19 protein-coding genes are annotated in these 20,296 nt (G+C 60.7%); all 19 read left to right on the top strand.

Annotated elements, in window-relative coordinates; genetic code table 11:
* Positions 1–95: 95 nt before the first annotated feature.
* The 19 genes from rpsF to BM235_RS24310 all read left to right on the top strand — a co-directional run bounded on the left by rpsF (position 96) and on the right by BM235_RS24310 (position 20,288).
* Positions 96–380, top strand: a complete 285-nt coding sequence (gene rpsF, locus BM235_RS24400; protein WP_090116848.1) for a 30S ribosomal protein S6 — start codon at positions 96–98, stop codon at positions 378–380.
* Positions 381–461: 81 nt separating this feature from the next.
* On the top strand, positions 462–1,004 hold the full coding sequence (gene ssb / locus BM235_RS24395) for a single-stranded DNA-binding protein (protein WP_090116847.1): 543 nt from the start codon (positions 462–464) through the stop codon (positions 1,002–1,004).
* 23 nt (positions 1,005–1,027) lie between these two features.
* A complete protein-coding gene (rpsR, locus tag BM235_RS24390; RefSeq protein ID WP_090116846.1) occupies positions 1,028–1,363 on the top strand; it encodes a 30S ribosomal protein S18 in 336 nt (111 codons plus the stop codon).
* Between the two features lie 181 nt (positions 1,364–1,544).
* A complete protein-coding gene (locus tag BM235_RS24385; protein WP_090116845.1) occupies positions 1,545–1,985 on the top strand; it encodes a CBS domain-containing protein in 441 nt (146 codons plus the stop codon).
* A 64-nt stretch (positions 1,986–2,049) separates the two neighbouring features.
* The gene (locus BM235_RS24380) at positions 2,050–4,083 is read left to right on the top strand and encodes an amidohydrolase family protein (protein ID WP_090116844.1); all 2,034 of its coding nucleotides are present in this window, start codon (positions 2,050–2,052) and stop codon (positions 4,081–4,083) included.
* A gap of 292 nt (positions 4,084–4,375) precedes the next feature.
* Positions 4,376–4,678 carry a MazG-like family protein gene (locus BM235_RS24375; protein WP_177244283.1) on the top strand — a complete coding sequence of 101 codons (303 nt, stop codon included), beginning with the start codon at positions 4,376–4,378 and terminating at the stop codon, positions 4,676–4,678.
* A 7-nt stretch (positions 4,679–4,685) separates the two neighbouring features.
* Entirely contained in the window at positions 4,686–5,591 is a 906-nt protein-coding gene (locus BM235_RS24370) for a DUF2232 domain-containing protein (protein WP_090116842.1), read from the top strand.
* A gap of 15 nt (positions 5,592–5,606) precedes the next feature.
* Entirely contained in the window at positions 5,607–7,577 is a 1,971-nt protein-coding gene (locus BM235_RS24365; protein WP_090116841.1) for a DHH family phosphoesterase, read from the top strand.
* Complete coding sequence (gene rplI, locus BM235_RS24360; RefSeq protein ID WP_090116840.1) at positions 7,574–8,017, top strand: 50S ribosomal protein L9; 444 nt, start codon at positions 7,574–7,576, stop codon at positions 8,015–8,017. Before BM235_RS24365 ends, rplI begins: the two co-directional genes overlap by 4 nt.
* Before the next feature lie 4 nt (positions 8,018–8,021).
* Complete coding sequence (dnaB, locus tag BM235_RS24355; protein ID WP_090116839.1) at positions 8,022–9,398, top strand: replicative DNA helicase; 1,377 nt, start codon at positions 8,022–8,024, stop codon at positions 9,396–9,398.
* A gap of 262 nt (positions 9,399–9,660) precedes the next feature.
* Positions 9,661–10,947 (top strand): adenylosuccinate synthase, encoded by a 1,287-nt coding sequence (locus BM235_RS24350; protein ID WP_090116838.1) that lies wholly within the window; start codon positions 9,661–9,663, stop codon positions 10,945–10,947.
* Between the two features lie 175 nt (positions 10,948–11,122).
* Positions 11,123–11,548, top strand: a complete 426-nt coding sequence (locus BM235_RS24345) for a GntR family transcriptional regulator (protein ID WP_090116837.1) — start codon at positions 11,123–11,125, stop codon at positions 11,546–11,548.
* Positions 11,514–12,398 (top strand): ABC transporter ATP-binding protein, encoded by an 885-nt coding sequence (locus BM235_RS24340; protein ID WP_090116836.1) that lies wholly within the window; start codon positions 11,514–11,516, stop codon positions 12,396–12,398. Before BM235_RS24345 ends, BM235_RS24340 begins: the two co-directional genes overlap by 35 nt.
* Positions 12,388–13,452: an ABC transporter permease subunit gene (locus BM235_RS24335; protein WP_090116835.1), complete on the top strand. Its 1,065-nt coding sequence runs from the start codon at positions 12,388–12,390 to the stop codon at positions 13,450–13,452. Before BM235_RS24340 ends, BM235_RS24335 begins: the two co-directional genes overlap by 11 nt.
* 370 nt (positions 13,453–13,822) lie before the next feature.
* On the top strand, positions 13,823–14,590 hold the full coding sequence (locus BM235_RS24330; RefSeq protein WP_090116834.1) for a hypothetical protein: 768 nt from the start codon (positions 13,823–13,825) through the stop codon (positions 14,588–14,590).
* A 124-nt stretch (positions 14,591–14,714) separates the two neighbouring features.
* Positions 14,715–16,277: a LysM peptidoglycan-binding domain-containing M23 family metallopeptidase gene (locus tag BM235_RS24325; RefSeq protein WP_090116833.1), complete on the top strand. Its 1,563-nt coding sequence runs from the start codon at positions 14,715–14,717 to the stop codon at positions 16,275–16,277.
* Positions 16,278–16,426: 149 nt separating this feature from the next.
* Positions 16,427–17,167: a response regulator YycF gene (gene yycF, locus BM235_RS24320; RefSeq protein WP_090116832.1), complete on the top strand. Its 741-nt coding sequence runs from the start codon at positions 16,427–16,429 to the stop codon at positions 17,165–17,167.
* Positions 17,164–18,996 carry a cell wall metabolism sensor histidine kinase WalK gene (walK, locus tag BM235_RS24315; protein ID WP_090116831.1) on the top strand — a complete coding sequence of 611 codons (1,833 nt, stop codon included), beginning with the start codon at positions 17,164–17,166 and terminating at the stop codon, positions 18,994–18,996. The genes yycF and walK overlap by 4 nt, the downstream gene beginning before the upstream one ends.
* Positions 18,993–20,288, top strand: coding sequence for a YycH family regulatory protein (locus BM235_RS24310; RefSeq protein ID WP_090116830.1), 1,296 nt, complete (start codon positions 18,993–18,995; stop codon positions 20,286–20,288). The genes walK and BM235_RS24310 overlap by 4 nt, the downstream gene beginning before the upstream one ends.
* The last annotated feature ends 8 nt before the right edge of the window (positions 20,289–20,296 follow it).

The following is a 20,296-nucleotide window of genomic DNA, read 5'->3' as shown; positions in this document are numbered from 1 at the left end:
TATGCGATAAAAAGGCATACTCCTTGCTCCTCAGCCGTGGACAGGTTCCATGGTATAAATAATGAGGGGCCAAAGACCAAAAGGAGGTAACGAAGATGCGCAACTACGAGTTGATGTACATCATTCGTCCGGACGCGGACCAAGAGTCCGTTCAAGCTGTCACGGAGAAATTCCAGGGCATCATCGCGAACGGCGGCGAGCTCACGAAGCATGAGGTACAAGGCAAGAAGCGCCTCGCTTACGAGATCAACAAGCACCGCGACGGGACGTATGTGCTGGTTCACTTCACGGCCGAGCCGGCTGTGGTCACCGAACTGGAACGCGTACTCAAGATCACCGACGAAGTCATTCGTCACATCGTCGTACGCGATGTCGCTTAAGGAAGTCGCTTAAGTCAGCACAGCACGCAATACCCGGCGGTTAACGCCGTTCAAGTCGTCACTCGCAGGAGGGGACCGAAGATGTTGAACCGTGTTATTCTGATCGGACGCTTAACCAAAGATCCCGAGCTTCGCTACACGCCTGCAGGCGTGGCCGTAGCCCAATTTACGCTGGCTGTAGACCGCCCGTTCTCCCGCGATTCCGGCGGGGGCGAACGCGAACGCGAGGCGGACTTCATCCCGGTCGTCACTTGGCGCCAACTGGCCGAGACGTGCGCGAACTACCTTCGGAAAGGCCGTCTGGCCGCCGTCGAGGGGCGCATTCAAGTGCGCAACTACGAGAACAACGAAGGTCGCCGCGTCTATGTCACCGAAGTCATCGCAGACAACGTACGCTTCCTCGAATCGCCGAACCGCGAAGGCGGATCGCAAGGACGGGACGAGTACGGCGGAGGCAATGGCGGCGGCAATAGCGGCGGAGGATATGGCGGCGGCGGCAGCTACGGCGGAGGCAACTCCGGCGGCAGTCGCAGTTCCGGATCAAAGGGCGGGAACAATCAATCGGATCCATTCGCCGACGACGGCAAGCCGATCGACATATCGGACGATGATCTGCCATTCTAAGACAGGGAAGGACGGTACTATAAATGAGCGAACAACAAGCACCAGCCGCTCGTGAAGAGCGCACTTATACGCCCCGCGAGAACCGCGGACCCGGCGGCGGAGGCGGCGACCGCGAACAACGCGAGCCCCGCAAGTTCCGTCGCGGACGCAACAAGCGCCGCAAAGTTTGCTACTTCACGGTTAACAAGATCACGCACGTCGACTACAAGGATCTGGACCTGCTTCGCAAGTTCATCTCCGAGCGTGGCAAGATTCTGCCGCGCCGCGTGACGGGCACGAAGGCGAAGTACCAACGCATGCTGACGGTTGCGATCAAGCGCTCCCGCCAAATGGCGCTGCTGCCTTACACGACCGACTGAGTCGGCTTCACGAAGGAACCCCCTTTTCTCCGTATCCCGGAGGCTCGGGGGTCCTTTTTGCGTTCGCGCGAATCACGTGGAAGCAAGAGGAAGCGCTCTCTCTAATCGCCTTGGAGGCCGCCTGCGGCGCATGTTATAATGGGTTGGATTCGAATCGCAACGCGCTAGAGGAGAGGAACAAATGAATATCGCGTTTTTCCTCCTGCCGAAGCAGGAGGTCGTATGCCTGCCTTCGAACGCCACGCTGCGTCAGACGCTCGAGCGGATGGAGCGCCATCGGTATACGGCCGTGCCCGTGCTCGGCGAGGACGGGAAGTACGTCGGGACCGTAACGGAAGGCGATTTGTTGTGGTATCTCAAAAATCGCGAAGGGCTATCATTCGAGCAAACCGCTCGCATTCCATTATCGGAAGTGCCTCTGCAGACCACGAACAAGCCGGTACGAATCGATGCGAATATGGAAGATCTCATATCGCTCGCCAAAGGACAGAACTTCGTCCCGGTCGTGGACGATACCAGCGCGTTCATCGGCATCGTTCGTCGCAGCGATATCATCGATTATTGCGCCGGATCGTTGATCGGACACGGCACGGATGATAAAAAGGTAAAACGGGAAGCTTAAAGGTGGAAAAGGATGGCATCGCAAGCAGCGGGCGCCATTCGAAGCTACCTTGGAGGCATCCCGCATGAATAAAAAGAAAACATGGAAAGCGATCGGCTATTCGATCGCGGCCCTGACGGCAGCATCGATCGCTGTCGCGGCTGTAAAAGGAAGCGGCAGTCCGTTCGGGTATCCGGCACGGGAAGCCGCTTCTTTGAGTCGTCCGGAAAAAGCGGCGACGGCCCAGCGCGGAGGGACCAGCGTAGCAAGCGGGGCGATGCCGGCACCCGTACTTGTCGAGCCCTCAGAAGCAGAGCTAGCTCGCGTGTACGACACCGTCATCGTCGGCGGCAGAGTGATTAATCCGGAGACGGGGCTCGACCGCAGAGGCATCAACGTCGCCATCGAAGAGGGCCGTATCGCGCTGGTTACGGACCGACCGGTCAAAGGGCGGCGGACGATCGACGCGCGCGGGCTCGTGGTCGCGCCAGGCTTCATCGACAATCTGTCCTACGACCCGAACCCGCTGGGCGTCTGGAACAAGATCGCCGACGGCGTAACGGCCAACATCGCCATGCACGGCGGCACGGATGCGCCGCGCAAATGGTACCCCTACTACGAACGCGCGGAGACGCCGCTCCACTATGGCGCTTCGTTCTTCTACACGAAGGCGCGCAACAAGCTGGGAATCGGCCTGTACCAGCCCGCGACCGCCGCGCAGACCCGGCGCCTTGCTTCCGAGGCGGAGCAGGCCCTGCAAGACGGCGTGCTCGGCATTTCGTTCAGCCTGGAGTACGTGCCGGGCATCGGCGCCGAAGAGGTGCTGCCGCTCATGCGGCTCGCATACAAGTACAACGTGCCGGTCTATTTTCACGCGAGATACTCCGACATGACCGAGCCGGGCACGAACATCGACGCGATGAACGAGATCATCGGTTACGCCCGGGAAACCGGCGCCTCCGTGCACGTCGATCACATCAACAGCACGGGCGGCACGTTCTCCATGAAGCGGTCGCTCGATATGCTGGCGAAGGCGCGCGCGGAGGGGCTCGACATCACCGCATGCACGTACCCGTACGACTATTGGGGAACGTATCTCAACTCGGCGCGGTTCGACGAGGGCTGGCAGGAGCGCTTCAGGATCACGTATAAGGACCTGCAGATCGCGGGTACGGCGGAGCGGCTGACGGAGACGACGTTCGGCACGTTCAAGAAGGAAGGGAAGCTCGCCGTCGCCTACGCCATCCCGGAGCAGGATATCGAGGACTCGCTGGCCGCGCCCTTCGTCATGATCGGCAGCGACGCCATCCTGGAGCCGGGCAACAACAACCATCCACGCGCGTCAGGCACGTTCGCTCGCACCGTCGGCTTATACGCGCGAGAGCATCGCGTTATCTCGCTCATGGACGCCGTGGCGAAGATGTCGTTAATGCCGGCCAAGCGTCTCGAGCGGCAAGCGCCGGCCCTGCGGAAAAAGGGACGGATCGCGCGCGGGATGGACGCGGACATCGTGATCTTCGACTACGGGAAAATCGGGGACCGTTCCACGGTCGAGCGGCCGGAGCTGCCTTCGGCGGGCATCCGCTACGTGCTGATCGGAGGCCGGATCGCGCTCGACGGTCAGGGGCTGCACAAGAACGTGCGCGCCGGCAAGCCGATCCGCAGCGAATTTGTCCGCGTGCCGGCAAGGGGAGCGGGCTTGCTCGAACTGGCCTCGTCGCCGTCGCGGACTTCTGTGCCGGCGGTATCCTATCGCGGCGAGGCCTACGCTGACGTTCGCGTGCTGGAGGCGCTAGGCTATACGCTGAGCTGGGACGGGCGGTCGCATACGTTCGTGGCGGAGGCGGGTGTTGGAGACGGATCTCGCGCCAGCGATACGGCGGTAGCCGATCAAGCCGTGCCGGCGGGAAGGTCCGAGGCTGCCGCAGCAGCAAAAAAGGCGCCGGAAGCGGGCGAATTGATGCTGGAGCGCGGGCACCGGCTGACATGGCCCGAGGGCGAGGCCGAGCTGCTGTCGATCGGCATCCGGGACTACGTGCCGCTGTCGGTGCTGAAGCGGCTGGGCATGGACGTCCGCGAGACCGGACAGCATGCTTGGACCGCCGTCAGGCCGGGATAGCGAAGGCCTCGCACGGCGAGTCCGACTTCGCTCCTGCAGAGCGGTATCCAAATATAGCTGCACCGGCGGTTGAACCGGTGCGGCTTTTTGATTTTCGCGAAGGGCAAGAGCCTGGCAAGAAAGGAATATTCGGCGGTCCGGGACCGCATGTGCGCCGTCTTAGACTAGCAAATGCCATTGTGGGAGCGGCGAGTTTATGTGCTATAATGATGGATACAGCTTTAGCGCGATATTCGCACGCGGCAGCCGTCAGACAGGGATTTTTTCGGAGGAGGGACACGACTTGTCTTCAATCGATCAGAATCTGGATGTCGCCGGGAGAGCCCGGTCTATCGAATGGCTTAAGAGCGAGGTGCTGGACCAGGTATCCCGTCTGTTCAAGGCCATGTGGGAAGGCAGCACCGCGCGCATCACGGACAGTCTGTCCGGGCTCATCGCGAGCGCGTATATCCTTGGCCGCCGGCTGGGCATCTCCTACCGCGACCTCGACAAGGCGGTCGAAGACAAGCTTAGCCGCCTGAAGCAGGAGGGACATCAGCTGGAGGATCAGTACCGCGACCTCTCGGCGCTGGAAGAACACATTCGCAAGAGGTGAAAACTCGTTGAACACGGCCTTGAAGTCACTGGCCTGGAGTGCCGTGGCGCTGCTGATGCTGCTCAGCGTCGCTACCCCGTTAAGCGGTATTACGATATTTCTGTTGATGACGCCGATGGTCGTGCTCTATACGATGCTGCGGCCCGTTTCGTTTGCCGTCCATATCGCTTGCATCGCCGTGCTGGCTTTCCTTATCCTCGGCAGCTCCGGGGCGCTGGCGCTAACGTTCGGATTTTTCTTTCTCGTGCCTTCGATCGTCATGGGGCATTTATACAAAAAGCGGACCGCCGCTAAAACCGTCGTCACGGTCGGCTTCATCATCCTGCTCGCGCAGCTGGTGACGGAGCTTACGCTGTTTTCGATCCAGTACGACATCGACTTCACCGCGCAGCTCGCCTCCTTCCTGGACGAGCGCATTCAAGAGCTCCAGGCCAGCGAAATGCTGACGGGAGACTGGACAGGTACCGCGCAGGCGTTCGGCGAGGCCGTCGTACGTCTGCTGCCGATGCTGCTCATGCTTTGCTCGTTTTTGCTGGCAATCATTACGCACGGTATCTCCCGCAAGGTGCTCGCTTGGTCAGGCATCGTCGTGCCCGCGCTGACGCCGATGCGCAGCTGGATGCTGCCCAAGAGTACGGTGCTGCTGTACGTGATTGTCTGGATCATCCAGTTTACCATGCCCGCGAACAGCTCCAACTTCTGGGCGGTGGCGTCGGACAATGCCGTGCCCGTGCTGGACTTCTTGTTCCGCATCCAAGCGCTCGCATTCTTCTTTTACCTGGCGCATCAGAAGAAGTGGTCGAACGTCGTGCCCGTTCTGATCGCGATCCCGCTGTTTCTCGTTCAACCGTTGTATTTGATCGGTCTGCTGGATACGGCGTTTCCGCTGCGCCGTTATTTTGACAAGAAGTAGGGGAGCGAAGCCACAATGCCCAAATTTCTCGTTCAGCGGTGGCACGGCATGCACAATGTCTGGGCGCTCGCTCTCATCTTCTTGCTCACGGCCGCGCTTACTTGGTTCTATTGGCCGCTAGGGATCGTCGCCTTGGTGGCGGGGGGCGCCGTCGGCGTCTTCTCGCTGTTTGCCGAGCGGGCCTTTCGCAAGGAATGGAACGACTACGTGCTGACGCTGTCCTCCCGCATCCGAGGCGTCGGCACCGAAGTCGTCGGCGGCTTGCCTTTCGGTATCATTCTCTATAACGAAGACCGCGAGGTCGAATGGCACAACGGATTTATATCTAGCATCATGGAGCGAACGTCCGCCGTCGGCGCGCCGCTGTCGGAGCTGTTCCCCGGCATCCAGCAAGCGAAGGAAAAGGATAAGACGCTGGGCCGCTGGGAGACGACGCTGAACGGCCGGGTGTTTGAGCTCTTGTTCCGCCCGACGGAGCGCATGCTGTTCGTCACGGACGTGACCGATCACTGGACGCTCTCGAAGCGGTACGAGGACGAGAAGCTCGCCATCGGCATCGTGATGATGGACAATCTCGAAGAAGTCGCCCAGGGCATGGACGAACAGCAGCGGGCGCTCATGCTGTCCAAAGTGACGGGCGAGATCAACGAGTGGGCGCAAAAGTACGGCTTGTTCCTGCGACGGCTGTCGTCGGACAAATATATGGTCATCGCGAACCAAGCTGCGCTCAAGCTGCTGGAGCAATCCAGGTTCGAGCTACTCGACGAAGTGCGCGAGATCACGATGAACCTGAAGCTGCCGATGACGCTGTCAATCGGCTTCGCCTCGGGCGCGGAAAACATCGCGGAGCTCGGCCAGCTGGCGCAGGGCAGCCTCGATATCGCGCTAGGCCGCGGCGGCGACCAGGCAGTGGTCAAGTTCGGCCAGCGGCAGAGCTTCTACGGCGGCAAGAGCAACGCCGTGGAGAAGCGCACCCGCGTGCGCGCGCGCGTCATCTCGCATGCGCTGCGCGATCTCATGAAGGAGAGCGACCATATCATCATTATGGGCCACCGAATGCCCGATATGGACTCGATCGGCGCGGCCATCGGAGTGCTCAAGGCGGCGCAGCACGTCGGCAAGGAAGCCTTCATCGTGCTCGAAGGCGTGAATCCCGCGATTCAGCGGATGATGCATATGCTCAAGGAAGACGAGAAGCTGATCCGCCGCTTCATCACGCCCGAGCAGGCTTCGCAGCTCACCGGCAAGCGTTCGCTGGCGGTCGTCGTCGACACCCACCGGGCGTCGATGGTCGCCGAGCCCAAGCTGCTCCAGCAGACGGATCGGATCGTCATCGTCGACCACCACAGGCGCAGCGAGGAATTCATCGAGGATGCGGTGCTCGTCTACATGGAGCCGTACGCTTCCTCCACCTGCGAGCTGGTGACCGAGCTCCTCCAGTACATCCACGAACGGGTCGTGCTGGACGTGCGCGAAGCGACGGCGCTGCTAGCCGGCATCACGGTCGATACCAAGAGCTTCGCGATGCGAACCGGCTCGCGGACGTTCGAGGCGGCTTCGTTCCTCCGCCGCAACGGCGCCGATCCGGCGCTGATCCAGAAGATGCTCAAGGAAGACCTGGAAGAATACATCAAGAAAGCGGAGATCATCCGCAACGCAGAGACGTATATGGAATATATCGCGATCGCGGTCGCCGATCCGGCGAAGCCGGTGCCGCAGCTGCTGATCGCACAGTCGGCGGATACGCTGCTCAATATGACGGGCATCAAAGCATCGTTCGTCATCGCCCAGCGTCCGGACGGCACGGTAGGCGTCAGCGCACGGTCGCTCGGGCAGATGAACGTGCAGGTCGTCATGGAGCGTCTCGGCGGAGGCGGCCATCTGACGAACGCAGCCTGCCAGGTGCAGGGCACCGTCCAGGAGGTCGAGTCGAAGCTTAAAAAAGTGCTCAATGATATTAACGGGGAAGAGGGTCTTTTCGAATGAAGGTAATATTCCTGCAGGACGTGAAGGGTCAAGGCAAGAAGGGCCAGGTCAAGGAAGTATCGGAGGGCTATGCGCGCAACTTCCTGCTGCCGAAGGGCTACGTGCAGATCGCGACCGACGGCGCCAAGAAGACGCTCGATCAGATCCAGGCATCCGTCGACAAGAAAAAGATGCAGGAGAAGGAAGACGCGAAGGCGCTCGCGGCCAAGCTCGGCGAGATGACCGTCGTCATCAAGGCGAAGGCCGGCGAAGGCGGACGCCTGTTCGGCGCCATCACGAGCAAGCAGATCGCCGAAGCGCTCGAGAAGCAGAAGATCACGATCGACAAGCGCAAGATCGAGCTCGACGACCCGATCCGCACGCTCGGCGTCACCCAGGTGCCGCTCAAGCTGTACCCGGACGTCAAGGGTACGCTGAACGTGCAGGTCTCGGAGGAGTGACGGCATGAGCGAACGGGGCGATCAACTGACGTTCGATCGCGTACCGCCTCAGAACCTCGAAGCGGAGCAGGCGGTACTCGGCGCGATCCTGCTCGAGTCCGAAGCGCTCATCACGGCGATGGAGCGGCTGAACACCGAGGACTTCTATAGCGTCGCGCATCAGCGGATCTTCGAGGCGATGGTCGACCTGAACGAGGACAATCAGCCGATGGACCTCATCACGATCACCGCGACATTGCGCGACCGCGGCCAGCTGGAAGAAGTCGGCAGCGTCTCGTATCTCGCCAAGCTGGCGAGCGCCGTTCCGACGGCAGCCAACGTGGACTACTACGCGCAGATCGTCGAGGAGAAGGCGATGCTTCGCCGGCTCATCCGCACGGCGACGCAGATCGTCTCCAGCGGCTACGCCTCAGAGGACGACGTCGGGGCGCTGCTGAACGACGCCGAGGCGCGCATCATGGAGCTGTCCAACCGCCGCGCGGCGCACGGCTTCATCAGCATCCGCGACGTGCTCATGGACGTGTTCGAACGGGTCGAATTCCTGTTCAACCACAAGGGCGGCACCACGGGCATCCCGAGCGGATTCATCGACCTGGACAAGATGACGTCCGGCTTCCAACGCAACGACTTGATCATCGTCGCCGCCCGTCCTTCGGTCGGCAAGACCGCCTTCGCGCTCAACATCGCCCAGAACGTGGCGGTGCGCGCGCAGGAGACGGTCGCGATCTTCAGTCTCGAGATGTCGGCCGCGCAGCTCGTCCAGCGTATGATCTGCGCGGAATCCAACGTGGACGCGGGACGAATGCGGACCGGCTTCCTCGAAGGCGACGACTGGGAAAAACTCTCGATGGCGATCGGCTCGCTGTCCGAGGCGCAAGTATATATCGACGATACGCCGGGCATTACGGTAGCGGAGCTTCGGGCCAAATGCCGCCGTCTCAAGAAGGAAAAGGGGCTCGGCATGATCCTGATCGACTACCTGCAGCTCATCCAGGGCCGCGGCAAAGCCGGGGAGAACCGGCAGCAGGAAGTCTCCGAGATCTCGCGTACGCTCAAGCAGATCGCCCGGGAACTCGAAGTGCCGGTCATCGCGCTGTCGCAGTTGTCGCGGGGCGTCGAGCAGCGGCAAGACAAGCGTCCGATGATGTCCGACCTTCGGGAATCGGGATCGATCGAGCAGGATGCCGACATCGTCGCGTTCCTGTACCGGGACGACTACTACAACCACGATACCGAGAAAAAGAACATCATCGAGATCATCATCGCCAAGCAGCGTAACGGGCCCGTCGGTACCGTAGAGCTCGTCTTCCTGAAGAACTTCAACAAGTTCGTCAGCCTGGACCGGGCGCACGGGGAAGCGATGGTCGGCAGCGCTTCCTGATGACGAAAATCCGAACATTTCCGAACGATCACGGGTACCCCATCCGGATCGTTCGGTTTTTTTATTTGACTTGAACGCTTTAGCTTGCTAAACTAGACAATGCCGCGATAGCGGCCATTTGCCGTCCATCGGGGGAGAGGACTCTTCCCGGTGCGTTGTCGCGTGCGCTCGAAGTCGGCGCCCTCGGCATCCTCGCATCCGTGCGGGCGGCACTAATCATGCCGGCTGGCCAAGCGCCGATACGCCGGATGGAGGGATTGCATTGTCTACAGTAGTTGTTGTAGGAACGCAGTGGGGAGACGAAGGCAAAGGCAAGATCACGGACTTCCTGGCGGAAAAGGCAGACGTCGTCGCCCGCTATCAGGGGGGCAACAATGCCGGACATACGATCCTCATTCAAAACAAAAAGTATAAGCTGACTATGATTCCTTCCGGCATTTTTAACGAAAACAAAGTATGCGTCATCGGCAACGGCATGGTTATCAATCCGGCCGCGTTGGTGGAAGAACTCCAATATATCCGCGACAATGGCTTCAGCACGGACAACCTGCGCATCAGCGACCGCGCGCACGTCATCATGCCGTACCACCTCGTGCTCGATGCGCTCGAAGAGGACCGCAAGGCCGACAACAAGATCGGCACGACGCGCAAGGGCATCGGACCTTGCTACATGGACAAGGCCGCCCGCAACGGCATTCGCATCGCCGACCTGATGGATGCCGAAGAGTTCACGCTCAAGACGCGCCGTCTCGTAGCGGAGAAGAACCAAGTCATCGAGCAAATGTACGGCGGCGACAAGCTGGACGCCGACGAGATCATCTCTACGTATCTGAAGCTCGCCGAAGAGCTGCGCCCGCTCGTGACCGACACGTCCGTCGTCTTGAACGACGCGATCGACGCCGGCCAAAAGGTGCTGTTCGAGGGCGCTCAGGGCGTCATGCTCGACATCGACCAAGGCACGTATCCGTTCGTGACGAGCTCGAATCCATCCGCGGGCGGCGTCTGCATCGGCTCGGGCGTCGGCCCGTCCAAGATCCAGCAAGTCATCGGCGTGGCCAAGGCCTATACGACGCGCGTCGGCGACGGTCCGTTCCCGACCGAGCTGCATGACGATCTCGGCAACTGGATTCGCGACAAAGGCCACGAATACGGCACCGTCACGGGCCGTCCGCGCCGCGTCGGCTGGTTCGACAGCGTCGTCGTCCGTCATGCCCGCCGCGTGAGCGGCATCACGGGCCTGTCGCTCAACTCGCTCGACGTCCTGAGCGGGCTTGAGACGGTGAAGATCTGCACCGCCTACAACTATCGCGGCGAGCTCATCGAGCACTATCCGGCCAACCTCAAGATGCTCGCCGAGTGCGAAGCCGTCTACGAGGAACTTCCGGGTTGGAGCGAAGACATCACCGGCGCCAAGACGCTGGACGATCTGCCGGAGAACACCCGCCGCTACGTGCAGCGCGTCTCCGAGCTGACCGGCATCCCGATCGCGATCTTCTCCGTCGGCCGCAACCGCGAGCAGACGAACCAAGTTACGGAGATCTACGCTTAATCGAAAGCATAGCTACCCATAGACCTTAGATTATCTCAAGCTCTCTTGCCCTCCCTCGCGGATCGGCGGGGGAGCTTTTTTATTTCCGAAAAATGGTTTACATGGGAATCCCTTAAATTGTATAATGTGTACTAGTTAAAGTGGTACACATAAAAGGAGCTGACCCGCTTGCCTTATGATACGAATCGATGAGAGGAGTCCGACGCCGATCTACGAGCAGATCGTGCAGAACTTCAAAGCGCTGATCGCGAAGGGAGGGCTGGCGGAAGGCGATCGGATCCCCTCGGTACGGGAGCTGTCGGCGACGCTGCTCGTCAACCACAATACGGTGGCCAAGTCGTACCAAGAGCTCGAGCGACAAGGGGTCATCGTGTCGCTGCGGGGAAAAGGCGCATTCGTGACGAAGGCCGCGGAGGAGCCTGGCATGGAGCGGGAGCGGCTGCTGCGTCTAAGGGACGAACTGCGCCGGATCGCGGTCGAGGCTCACCACTTGGGCGTCGATAGCGACAAGCTGCTCGCTTGGCTGCAGGAAGAAATCAAGGAATACGGCAAGGGGAGGGAATCCGATGCTGAAGGCGCGCCATCTAAGCAAAAGGATTGACGGCAAGCCCGTGTTGACGGAGGTGGGCTTCGAGCTGGAGGCGGGCAAGGTGGCCGGCTTGATCGGACGGAACGGCGCAGGCAAGACGACGCTTCTTAAAATCATGTCGGGCATCCTCGACCCGGATGGCGGCGAAGTGTTGTTCGAGGACCGGTCAATCCATCGGGAGCCGGAAGCGAAGCGCGAGCTGGTGTTCATCCCGGACACCCCGGAGGCATGGTACGGCTATACGGGCTGGGGAGCCGCCTATATGTTCGGTCAGATCTATCCGCGCTTCGATCCCGTCTATTTCAAGGATACGATGAACCGGTTTGGCCTGCCGCTCGACCGCAACATTCGTCATTTCTCGAAAGGGATGCGGATGATGTTCAGCACGGCACTCGGCCTGTCGACGCGCGCGAGGCTCGTGCTTCTGGATGAACCGACCAACGGGATCGATCCGATCGCCAAAAAGCAGGTGCTGACCCTGCTGATGGAAGCTGCCGCGGACGGCATGTCCCTCGTCGTTTCCTCGCATCTGCTGGAGGAGCTTGAACGGATGACGGATGCGATATGGATCCTGCGATCGGGCACCGTCGAGACGCATGCATCCGAGAGCGCTGCCGAAGGCATTGTATCGAAGCTTCAAGTCGTTTTCCAAGGAGATGCGCCGGCAGCATGGCTGAATTCCGCCGACGTCCGGGTGCTCGATCATATCGGACGCGTCTACACGCTGCTGCTGAACGTCGCCTCCGGGAGCACGGCGGCGGCGGAGCTCGAGTCGATGAATCCGCTGCTGGTCGAACCCCTGCCCGTCCGGCTGGAGGATCTGTACGTTTGGAAGCTGGGAGGCGAGACGTATGCGAACTAAGTCTTTGTGGTACGGCATGCGACCGCTGCTCGGCAGAGAATACGCGCAAGCGCGTCTGTTCATTTTCGCGGTGCCGATCGTGCACTTTCTGACGCTGGGGCTGCCGCGCATGAACGAGTGGCTGTGGAGCGAACAGAGCGCGGGTATGATTGGTCGTTTTCAGAGGAACGCCTCCGCTCACGGCGATCTGTACCGATACGTATACGATAACGGCAATCATGAAGTCGCCGGCCGGTTGTGGCTTTTACTGGCGGCGTTCGTACTGGCGCTCGTACAGATCGGCGTCGAGCGGCGCAATGGCTCGCAAGAGCTGTTGTTCTCGCTACCTTACTCGCGCGGACGCATCTTTGCCGCCAAATGGCTGCTCGGCGCTTCGCTGTTTGGAGGATCGCTGCTGCTGAATACGCTCATCGACGCCGTCGTAATGGCGGCCTCGCCAGCTTCGCATTATTTTCGCGCGGACTACTTCGCCGTTCAATTCGGCTATTCGCTGCTCGTCGTGCTGGCCGGTTATTCCTGCGCGCTCTTCATCGGCACGGTGACAGGCAGCGTCGCCTCCCAGACGATCCTCACCTGGGTGCTGGCCGCGCTCCCGATCGTGTTCGTCGAGCTGCTGGACGCCTCCCTGCAGGCGCACGGGATTTATATGTCGCGACAGGGCGGCTACGACTCTTACTCGCCGATGCTGTGGGGGGACCGTATCCGTATATGGCTCAACTTTTTTGGTTATGCCTCGGCACAGTACCTGGCGATTACGTGGGTCAAAGCGATTTTCCTGATTGGGCTTACGATCGTGAGCGCCGGGTTGGGCCTGCTCGCGTACAGTCGCAATCCGACGGAGAACAACGGCAAGCTCATGGTTTTCAAAAGAGGAGAGACGGTCCTGCGGTACGGCTTCGTCATCTGCGCGTCCATGGTGGCGGGCATGCTCGGTACGGAGCTGTTCAGACTCAGCGCCGGCGATCAGTTCGGTTACGATATCGGCTTCGTGCTGGGCTGCGCGCTGAGCGCGCTTGGCATCCGCAATCTACTGCGTATGCGGTTCAAGTACTAAGACTAGGTTGCGATTACGGGCTATATCGCCATTTTACGCCGTTTGAAGGATATCCCCTTCGGTCAGGATACGGGCTTCCGTTGCTGACAGAGGGGTTTTTTTTGTAAATCCGGATATCCATCGAATCCGACGTAAGCCGGATCTAGTTGCCTGAGTTTCTGATCGAAGGGGATATCGTTAAAACGTGCAGAAGGCGATATTCCTGACCGAAGGGGATACCGTTCAAACGCTGCGAAAGGACGATTCCTGACCGAAAGGGATACTGTTCAAACGCGTCACCACGCTATCATTATTTATCCCGGACGGAATGTCATTCCTGCTGATTGCCCATACTGATGCTATGGAACTTCATAGAGTAGGAGGGCGCATCATGTGGAAATGGATCGGCTGGGCGGGTCAATTAATCGGAGCGGCGCTGCTCGTCAGCTTCTTGAGCATCTGGACGACGGGATATATCGTGACGAGCTACGTGCAGACGGCGCTGGCGGATTACGGCATTACGCTGGATGAGCAGCCGTTCGCGATGAGCGGCGTGTGGGGCAAGCTGTGGGGAGCGGACGGCGAGAAGAACGCGGCGCAAGGGGAAACGAAGGATTCAACAGGAAGCGACGCCGACGAGCAGGCGGTCGGCACGCCGGAGGCGACGGAGTCACCTGATGCCGATGCGGAAGCGGGAAAGGATGAGAAGAGCGCGTCAGCCTCAGCCTCACCCTCACCGGATACGGATGCGGCGGCCGGGAGCGGAGCGGCTACGCCTACGCCAGGCAGCGATGCGGAGAGCGTGCCGTCGCCCGAGCCGGGACCGGAGCCGAGCGGATCGGTGACGAACGGGCAAGCGGCAGGTTCGCCGGGCGAGACGGGCGAGGGCGGCTTGCAGGGCGACGGGGCAGTCCCCGTGTGGAACGGCGATGAAGGCGCCTCGGCGGTATCCGGGCTCACGGACGAGGAGAAGCAGCAGATCTATTCCGTCGTCGTCAGCAAGCTGACAGGCGATCAGCTGGCCCAACTGACCGGGCTGATTCGCAATGGCTTGACCGACGAAGAGGTGCCCCAGATGGAGGCGCTGCTGAAGCCCATATTGAGCGACGAAGAGTATGCGACGATGATGGAGGCGCTGAAGGTACCGCAGGCGCAGTAGTTTTAGATGAGAGAATTCTAAGCGCCGTTTCATTGATAGCCCGATAGACGCTATGCTACAGTGTTGAAGATGTCGCTTTTTGTAAAGCGGCAATCCATCTTACATAGCGATCAAGGAGTTATCTATGAATAACGGCAGCAGAAGCAAGCGAATTGCGGGAGCCGTCAAGGGAGCGGCCGTCTGGATCAAGCGCCGGGCGGGACGCAAGACCGCGATCGCCGTATGCGCGGCGGTCGTCGCGGCAGGCGGAGGCACGGTACTCGTCAAGCAGCATATCGAGGCCCATACGTTGTCTTATTCGGAAGTATGGATCGGCGGCGAGTATGTCGGGGACGTCGGCGACCGAAGCGCCATCGAGCGCAGCGTCGCCGCGAAGGCAGCCCAGCTGGCCCAGGCGGGCGGCGATATTTTGTACGAGCTCGATGAAGGGCAGGTCACCTACAAGGATGCCGAGGCCTACGGCAAAAAGCTGGACGACGCGGCCGTGGCCGCCCAGGTCGGCGATGCGCTGAAGACGCATCCGACCGGCGTCAAGCTGATGGTCGACGGCAAGGCGATCGCGGTCGTGCGGGACAAAGAGACGGCGGAGCGCGTGCTGGAGCAGATCAAGGCGCACTATGCGCCGGCGCCTGCAGCAGCGGCCGCGAAAAACGCGAAGAAGCCGGTCGCCAAGGAAGTGCAGTCGCTCTCCTTCAGCGCTCAGGCGTCGGCGACCGGCGACGAGCTCCCGGCAGCAGGCAGCGGACAAGCCGCCGCGTCGGGCAAGGCGAAGGAGCAAGCGCCTGCGGCCGACGACAGCGCGACTTTCGAGGAGAAGGTCGCGATCGCGGAGCTGACGGAGATCGACGCCAGCCAGATCGAGGACGACGAAGCGCTCGTCAAGCGGCTGATCGCGGGACATACCGTGCAGCGCGTCTATACGGTGAAGGCCGGCGATTGCATCGGTTGCATCGCGGACGAGCAGCAGGTGTCAGAGGATCTCATTTATCAGAACAATCCTTGGATCGAAGAAGACAAGATCAAGATCGGCGATCAGCTGAATCTGACGGTCCAAGAGCCGCTCCTGAACGTCCGTTCGGAAGAAACGGTGACGCAGACGGAAGCGGTCGACGCGCCGCTCGAGATTCGTCAGACGGACGAGCTCAAGGCAGGCATATCGAAGATCGTCAGACCCGGGTCCGACGGCAAGCGAATCGTCACCTATAAGCTGCTTCGGCGCAATGGGCTCGTCATCGAAGAAGAGCAGGTGTCGACCAAGGTGGTGACGCCTGCCCTCTCGACCGTCATGCTGAAGGGCACGAAGGTGACGCCGAGCGAAGGTTCGGGCAACTTCATCTGGCCGGTAGCGGGCCACAGAATCACGAGCTACTACGGCAAGCGATGGGGAAGGCTGCACAAAGGCTTCGACATGGTCGGTTCAAGCAGCGTGAAGGCTGCGGACAACGGCGTCGTCGAGCTCGCGGACGACAGCATGAGCGGCTACGGCAACGCCATCATTATCAATCATAACAACGGCTACAAGACGCTGTACGGTCATCTGAGCAAGATTAACGTCAAGGTCGGCCAAGTCGTCGAACAGGGCGAAGCCATCGGCGTGATGGGCAATACAGGTCATTCCTTCGGTACGCATCTGCACTTCGAAGTCTACTTGAACGGCAAGCTGAAGAACCCTGCGGATTATTTGTAAACATTTACCCATGCAAACGCCCTTCGAAACGCGCTTTCGGAGGGCGTTCTCTGTTGGGCAGAAACCTAGGGTATGTTAAAATAAGGCTAATCATAGCCGCCGGACGATAAAGTTCCGAGGAAGCGGGATAGGGATACGGAGGCCAGCGCATGCCGGGCAAAATTCTGGTCGTGGACGACGAGCGGCCGATCGCCGATATATTGAAGTTCAACCTGGAAAAAGAGGGCTACGAGGTCATCTGCGCCTTCGACGGCGGGGAGGCCGTGCAGCTCGCGTTCGAGCACGATCCGGACCTGATCCTCCTCGATCTGATGCTGCCGGTCAAGGACGGGATGGATGTCTGCCGCGAGGTTCGCAGCCGGCTGTCGACGCCGATCATCATGCTGACGGCCAAGGATACCGAGCTGGACAAGGTGCTGGGTCTCGAGCTGGGCGCGGACGACTACGTCACCAAGCCGTTCGGCACGCGAGAACTGCTCGCGCGCGTCAAGGCGCATCTGCGCCGCCAGCGCAAGCTGGACGAGCCCCGCGGGGGCGCCGAGCAGGAGGCGGAGCCGGAGCGGCAGGGCCTCAAGCTGTTCAATCTTTTTATCGATACGGATATGTACGTCGTTTACAAGAACGGCCAGCCGCTGGACCTGACGCATCGCGAGTTCGAGCTCGTGCATTATCTAGCGCGCAACAGCGGCAAGGTCATGACGCGGGAGCATCTGCTCCAGGCCGTCTGGGGCTTCGAGTACTTCGGCGACGTGCGGACGGTGGACGTGACGATCCGGCGGCTCAGAGAGAAGCTCGAGGACGATCCAAGCAAGCCTGAGCTGATCATGACTCGCAGAGGTCTCGGCTATCTGATGCGCAGTCCCAAGATGGCGGGCGGGTACGGGGGATGAAGCTGTTCGCGCCGCTGCGCACGATTCAGGCGAAGCTGATCATGATGGTGCTTCTGCTCATTCTCATCGCGGTGCAGCTGATCGGCGTTTACTTTATCAGCACGATGAAGAAGTCGCTCATCGATAGCTTCACTTCGGATATCAATAGGCAGGCGCAGCTGCTCGCTGTCCTGCTCGGCTCGGGCGAATTCGCCAAGCAGGACAGCGAGGGCAACCGCTCAGACGAAGCCATCGAGTCGCTCAATCAGCTGGTGGGCAGCCTCTTCAGCCAGAACGGCACGGAGACGCAGGTGCTAGACGCCAGCGGACGCGTGCTCTCGACATCGCTAGAGTCGCACCAGAGCTACATCGGACGCAAAAACACGTCGCTCCTCGTGAGCCGCTCGCTTCAGGGCATCAGCGACAATACCGGCGAGCTGATCGACGAGGATCATATCCGCAAAAAGGTCATCGCCAAGCCGATTCTAAGCGGCGACAGGGTGATCGGCGCCGTCTACGTCGTCGCCGCCATGTCCGATCTGTACAATACAGTGGAGCGGATCAACCGTATCTTCGTCTCGGGAATGCTGCTCGCGCTAGGCTTGACGGCGGTGCTCGGCATCTTGTTGTCGGGCACGATTACGTCTCCGATCAAGGCGCTCACGCTGCAGGTCGCCGCCGTAGCCGAAGGCCGCTTCGACGAGCGGGTGCCGATCTTGGGCAATGACGAGATCGGACAGCTCAGCGCGGCGTTCAACGAGATGACCGAGCGGCTCAGCGAAGCGCTGTCCATCAACGAAGAGGAAAACGAGAAGCTCTCCTCGATTCTCTCGAACATGAACGACGGCGTGCTCGCCACGGACGAGATCGGGCGGGTCATCGTCGCCAATCGACGCGCCCGGGCGATGCTCGAGCAGGAGACGATCGAAGGGATGACGCTGTCCGAATGCCTGGCCATCGACAAGGCCGCTATCGCCGGCACGCTCGAGGGCAAGGAGTCGACTCGCCTCATCTCCCGGATGCAGGCCGTCAGCGAGGAAGAGCTTGTATTCCGCGCGTCGCTCACGCCGATCCGCCGAAGAGATAAGGGCGTGGTCGGCGTCATCGCCGTGCTTCACGACGTCACCGAGGCCGAGAAGCTCGACAACTCGCGGCGCGAGTTCGTCGCGAACGTCTCGCACGAGCTGCGCACGCCGCTCACGACGATTAAAAGCTACACCGAGGCGCTCGACGACGGCGCGCTCGCCGAGCCGCCGCTCGCGGAGCGCTTCGTCGGCGTCATCCGAAGCGAGACGGAGCGCATGATCCGCCTCGTCAACGACCTGCTCCATCTGTCGCGCTTCGACTCCAAGCAGGCGCAGCTTCGTCGCCAGATGACCGACGTCGGCGAGATGATGGAAGACGTCGTCGACCGCTTTTCGCTGCAGCTGCGGCAGAAGGCGATCACGGTCAAGGTCGAGGTCGATCCGAACCTGGCCAAAGTATGGATCGATCGCGACGGCATCGACCAAGTACTCGACAACATCGTGTCCAACGCGATCAAGTACACCCTTGATGGCGGTTCGGTGCGTTTGACCGCGGGACCGACCGAGTCGGGTCAGCTCTCGGTTTCCGTGCGCGACACGGGCATCGGGATTCCGAAGAAGGATCTGGCGCATATTTTCGACCGTTTCTACCGCGTGGACAAGGCGCGCTCGCGCAATATGGGCGGTACGGGGCTCGGCCTCTCGATTGCCCGGGAAATCGTCCGCGCCAACGGCGGCAGCATTCTCCTCGATTCCGAGCCGGGGGTCGGCACGACCGTGACGGTCACGCTTCCGATGGTGCAGGAAGGAAGTGAGTACGCTTGATCGATAAAGTCAAATCCGTCGCGCTCGCGCTGCTCGTCGTCCTCAGTCTCGTACAGAGCTATTTTCTCGCCTACAGCATGCCGAACCTGGAGACGCAGGTGAAGACCGAACAGGACTATGTCAAGACCGAAGAGCTGGGACCCGAAGAGAAGGTCGAGAACCTGCTCTTCCCCGAATCGCTCGTCATTCATATGGGACAGGACAAGCATACGGTTTTCTATCCGCACGACACCTTCTACGGGATGGTGCTGGATAAGCTGTCAAGCCGCGAGTTCAAAGGCTTCCAGCGAGCCGAGGCGAGCGCGATCGACTGGGAGCAGGTGCGCAAGCAGGACGAGGGCATCGAGATCCGCTTCGGGCGCGATATTCCCTTCTCGATGCTCCAGCGTGCGTTCAAAGGCATCGACGGCGAAGCGCTCCTCGCCGAAGGAGCGGTCGACCGGATCTGGATCTTCGCCCGTCCGGACAGCGGTGAGGTGCGCAGCTTCTTCCTGAACGCCGAAGGCACCCAGGTGTACGAAGCCGCCCAAGTCGACCTGACCGCCCAGGACGTCGAACAGAGCGTCGGATTCGGTCAGTATTGGAAGCCTTTCAGTTACTGGGCCAACGGCGTGTACGTGCCGGACCGATCACTCGCGCTGAGCCGCTTTGAGGTGAGCTTCACCAAATACACGGCCGATCAGATGCAGCGCAATCTGTTCAACGACCCGACGACGACGCGCATGATCCAGGACAGTCAGGACGGCGCGCAGATCTATGCGGACACGAAGCGAGGACTCAAGGTGGAGCAAGGAGGCGGCTGGCTGTCCTTCAAAGACCCCGTCGCGCGGGCCGAGGGGCGGGACGATCCCGCCGAGAACATCACTTCGGCCGTTCAGTTCGTCAACCAGCACGGCGGCTGGAACGGCTCATTTCGTCTGACGCAGGCGCCCGGCTCGAACGAGTCGAACGACGCGGATCCTTCGATCCGCTTCCAGCAATATTACGGCGACGTGCCGCTCCTCTCCGAAGGAGAGTTTAGATTCGGTTATATGCAGCTCGCCGTGCAGCAAGGCTTCGTCAGCTCTTATGAGCGGTCCCTGCTCGTACTGGGGGACAAGGTCGGAGCTGCGCAGCCGTACAGCCTGATTTCGGGCAACCAGCTGTTGGTTAAGGTCCGCCAAGCGGCAGGCGGGCAGCAGGTCGAGTCGCTATTCCCGGCTTACCGTACGACATTAGCGCAGGATAGACTGGTGTTGGAGCCGGTATGGGCGATACGCACGTCAGACGGCGAAGTTCGCTTCGCCGTCTGATCCGAACG

Source organism: Cohnella sp. OV330 (genome assembly GCF_900112065.1).
Taxonomy (GTDB): Bacteria; Bacillota; Bacilli; order Paenibacillales; family Paenibacillaceae; genus Cohnella.
The sequence above is the reverse complement of the archived record's forward strand: the minus strand, read 5'-3'. Positions and strand labels throughout refer to the sequence as shown.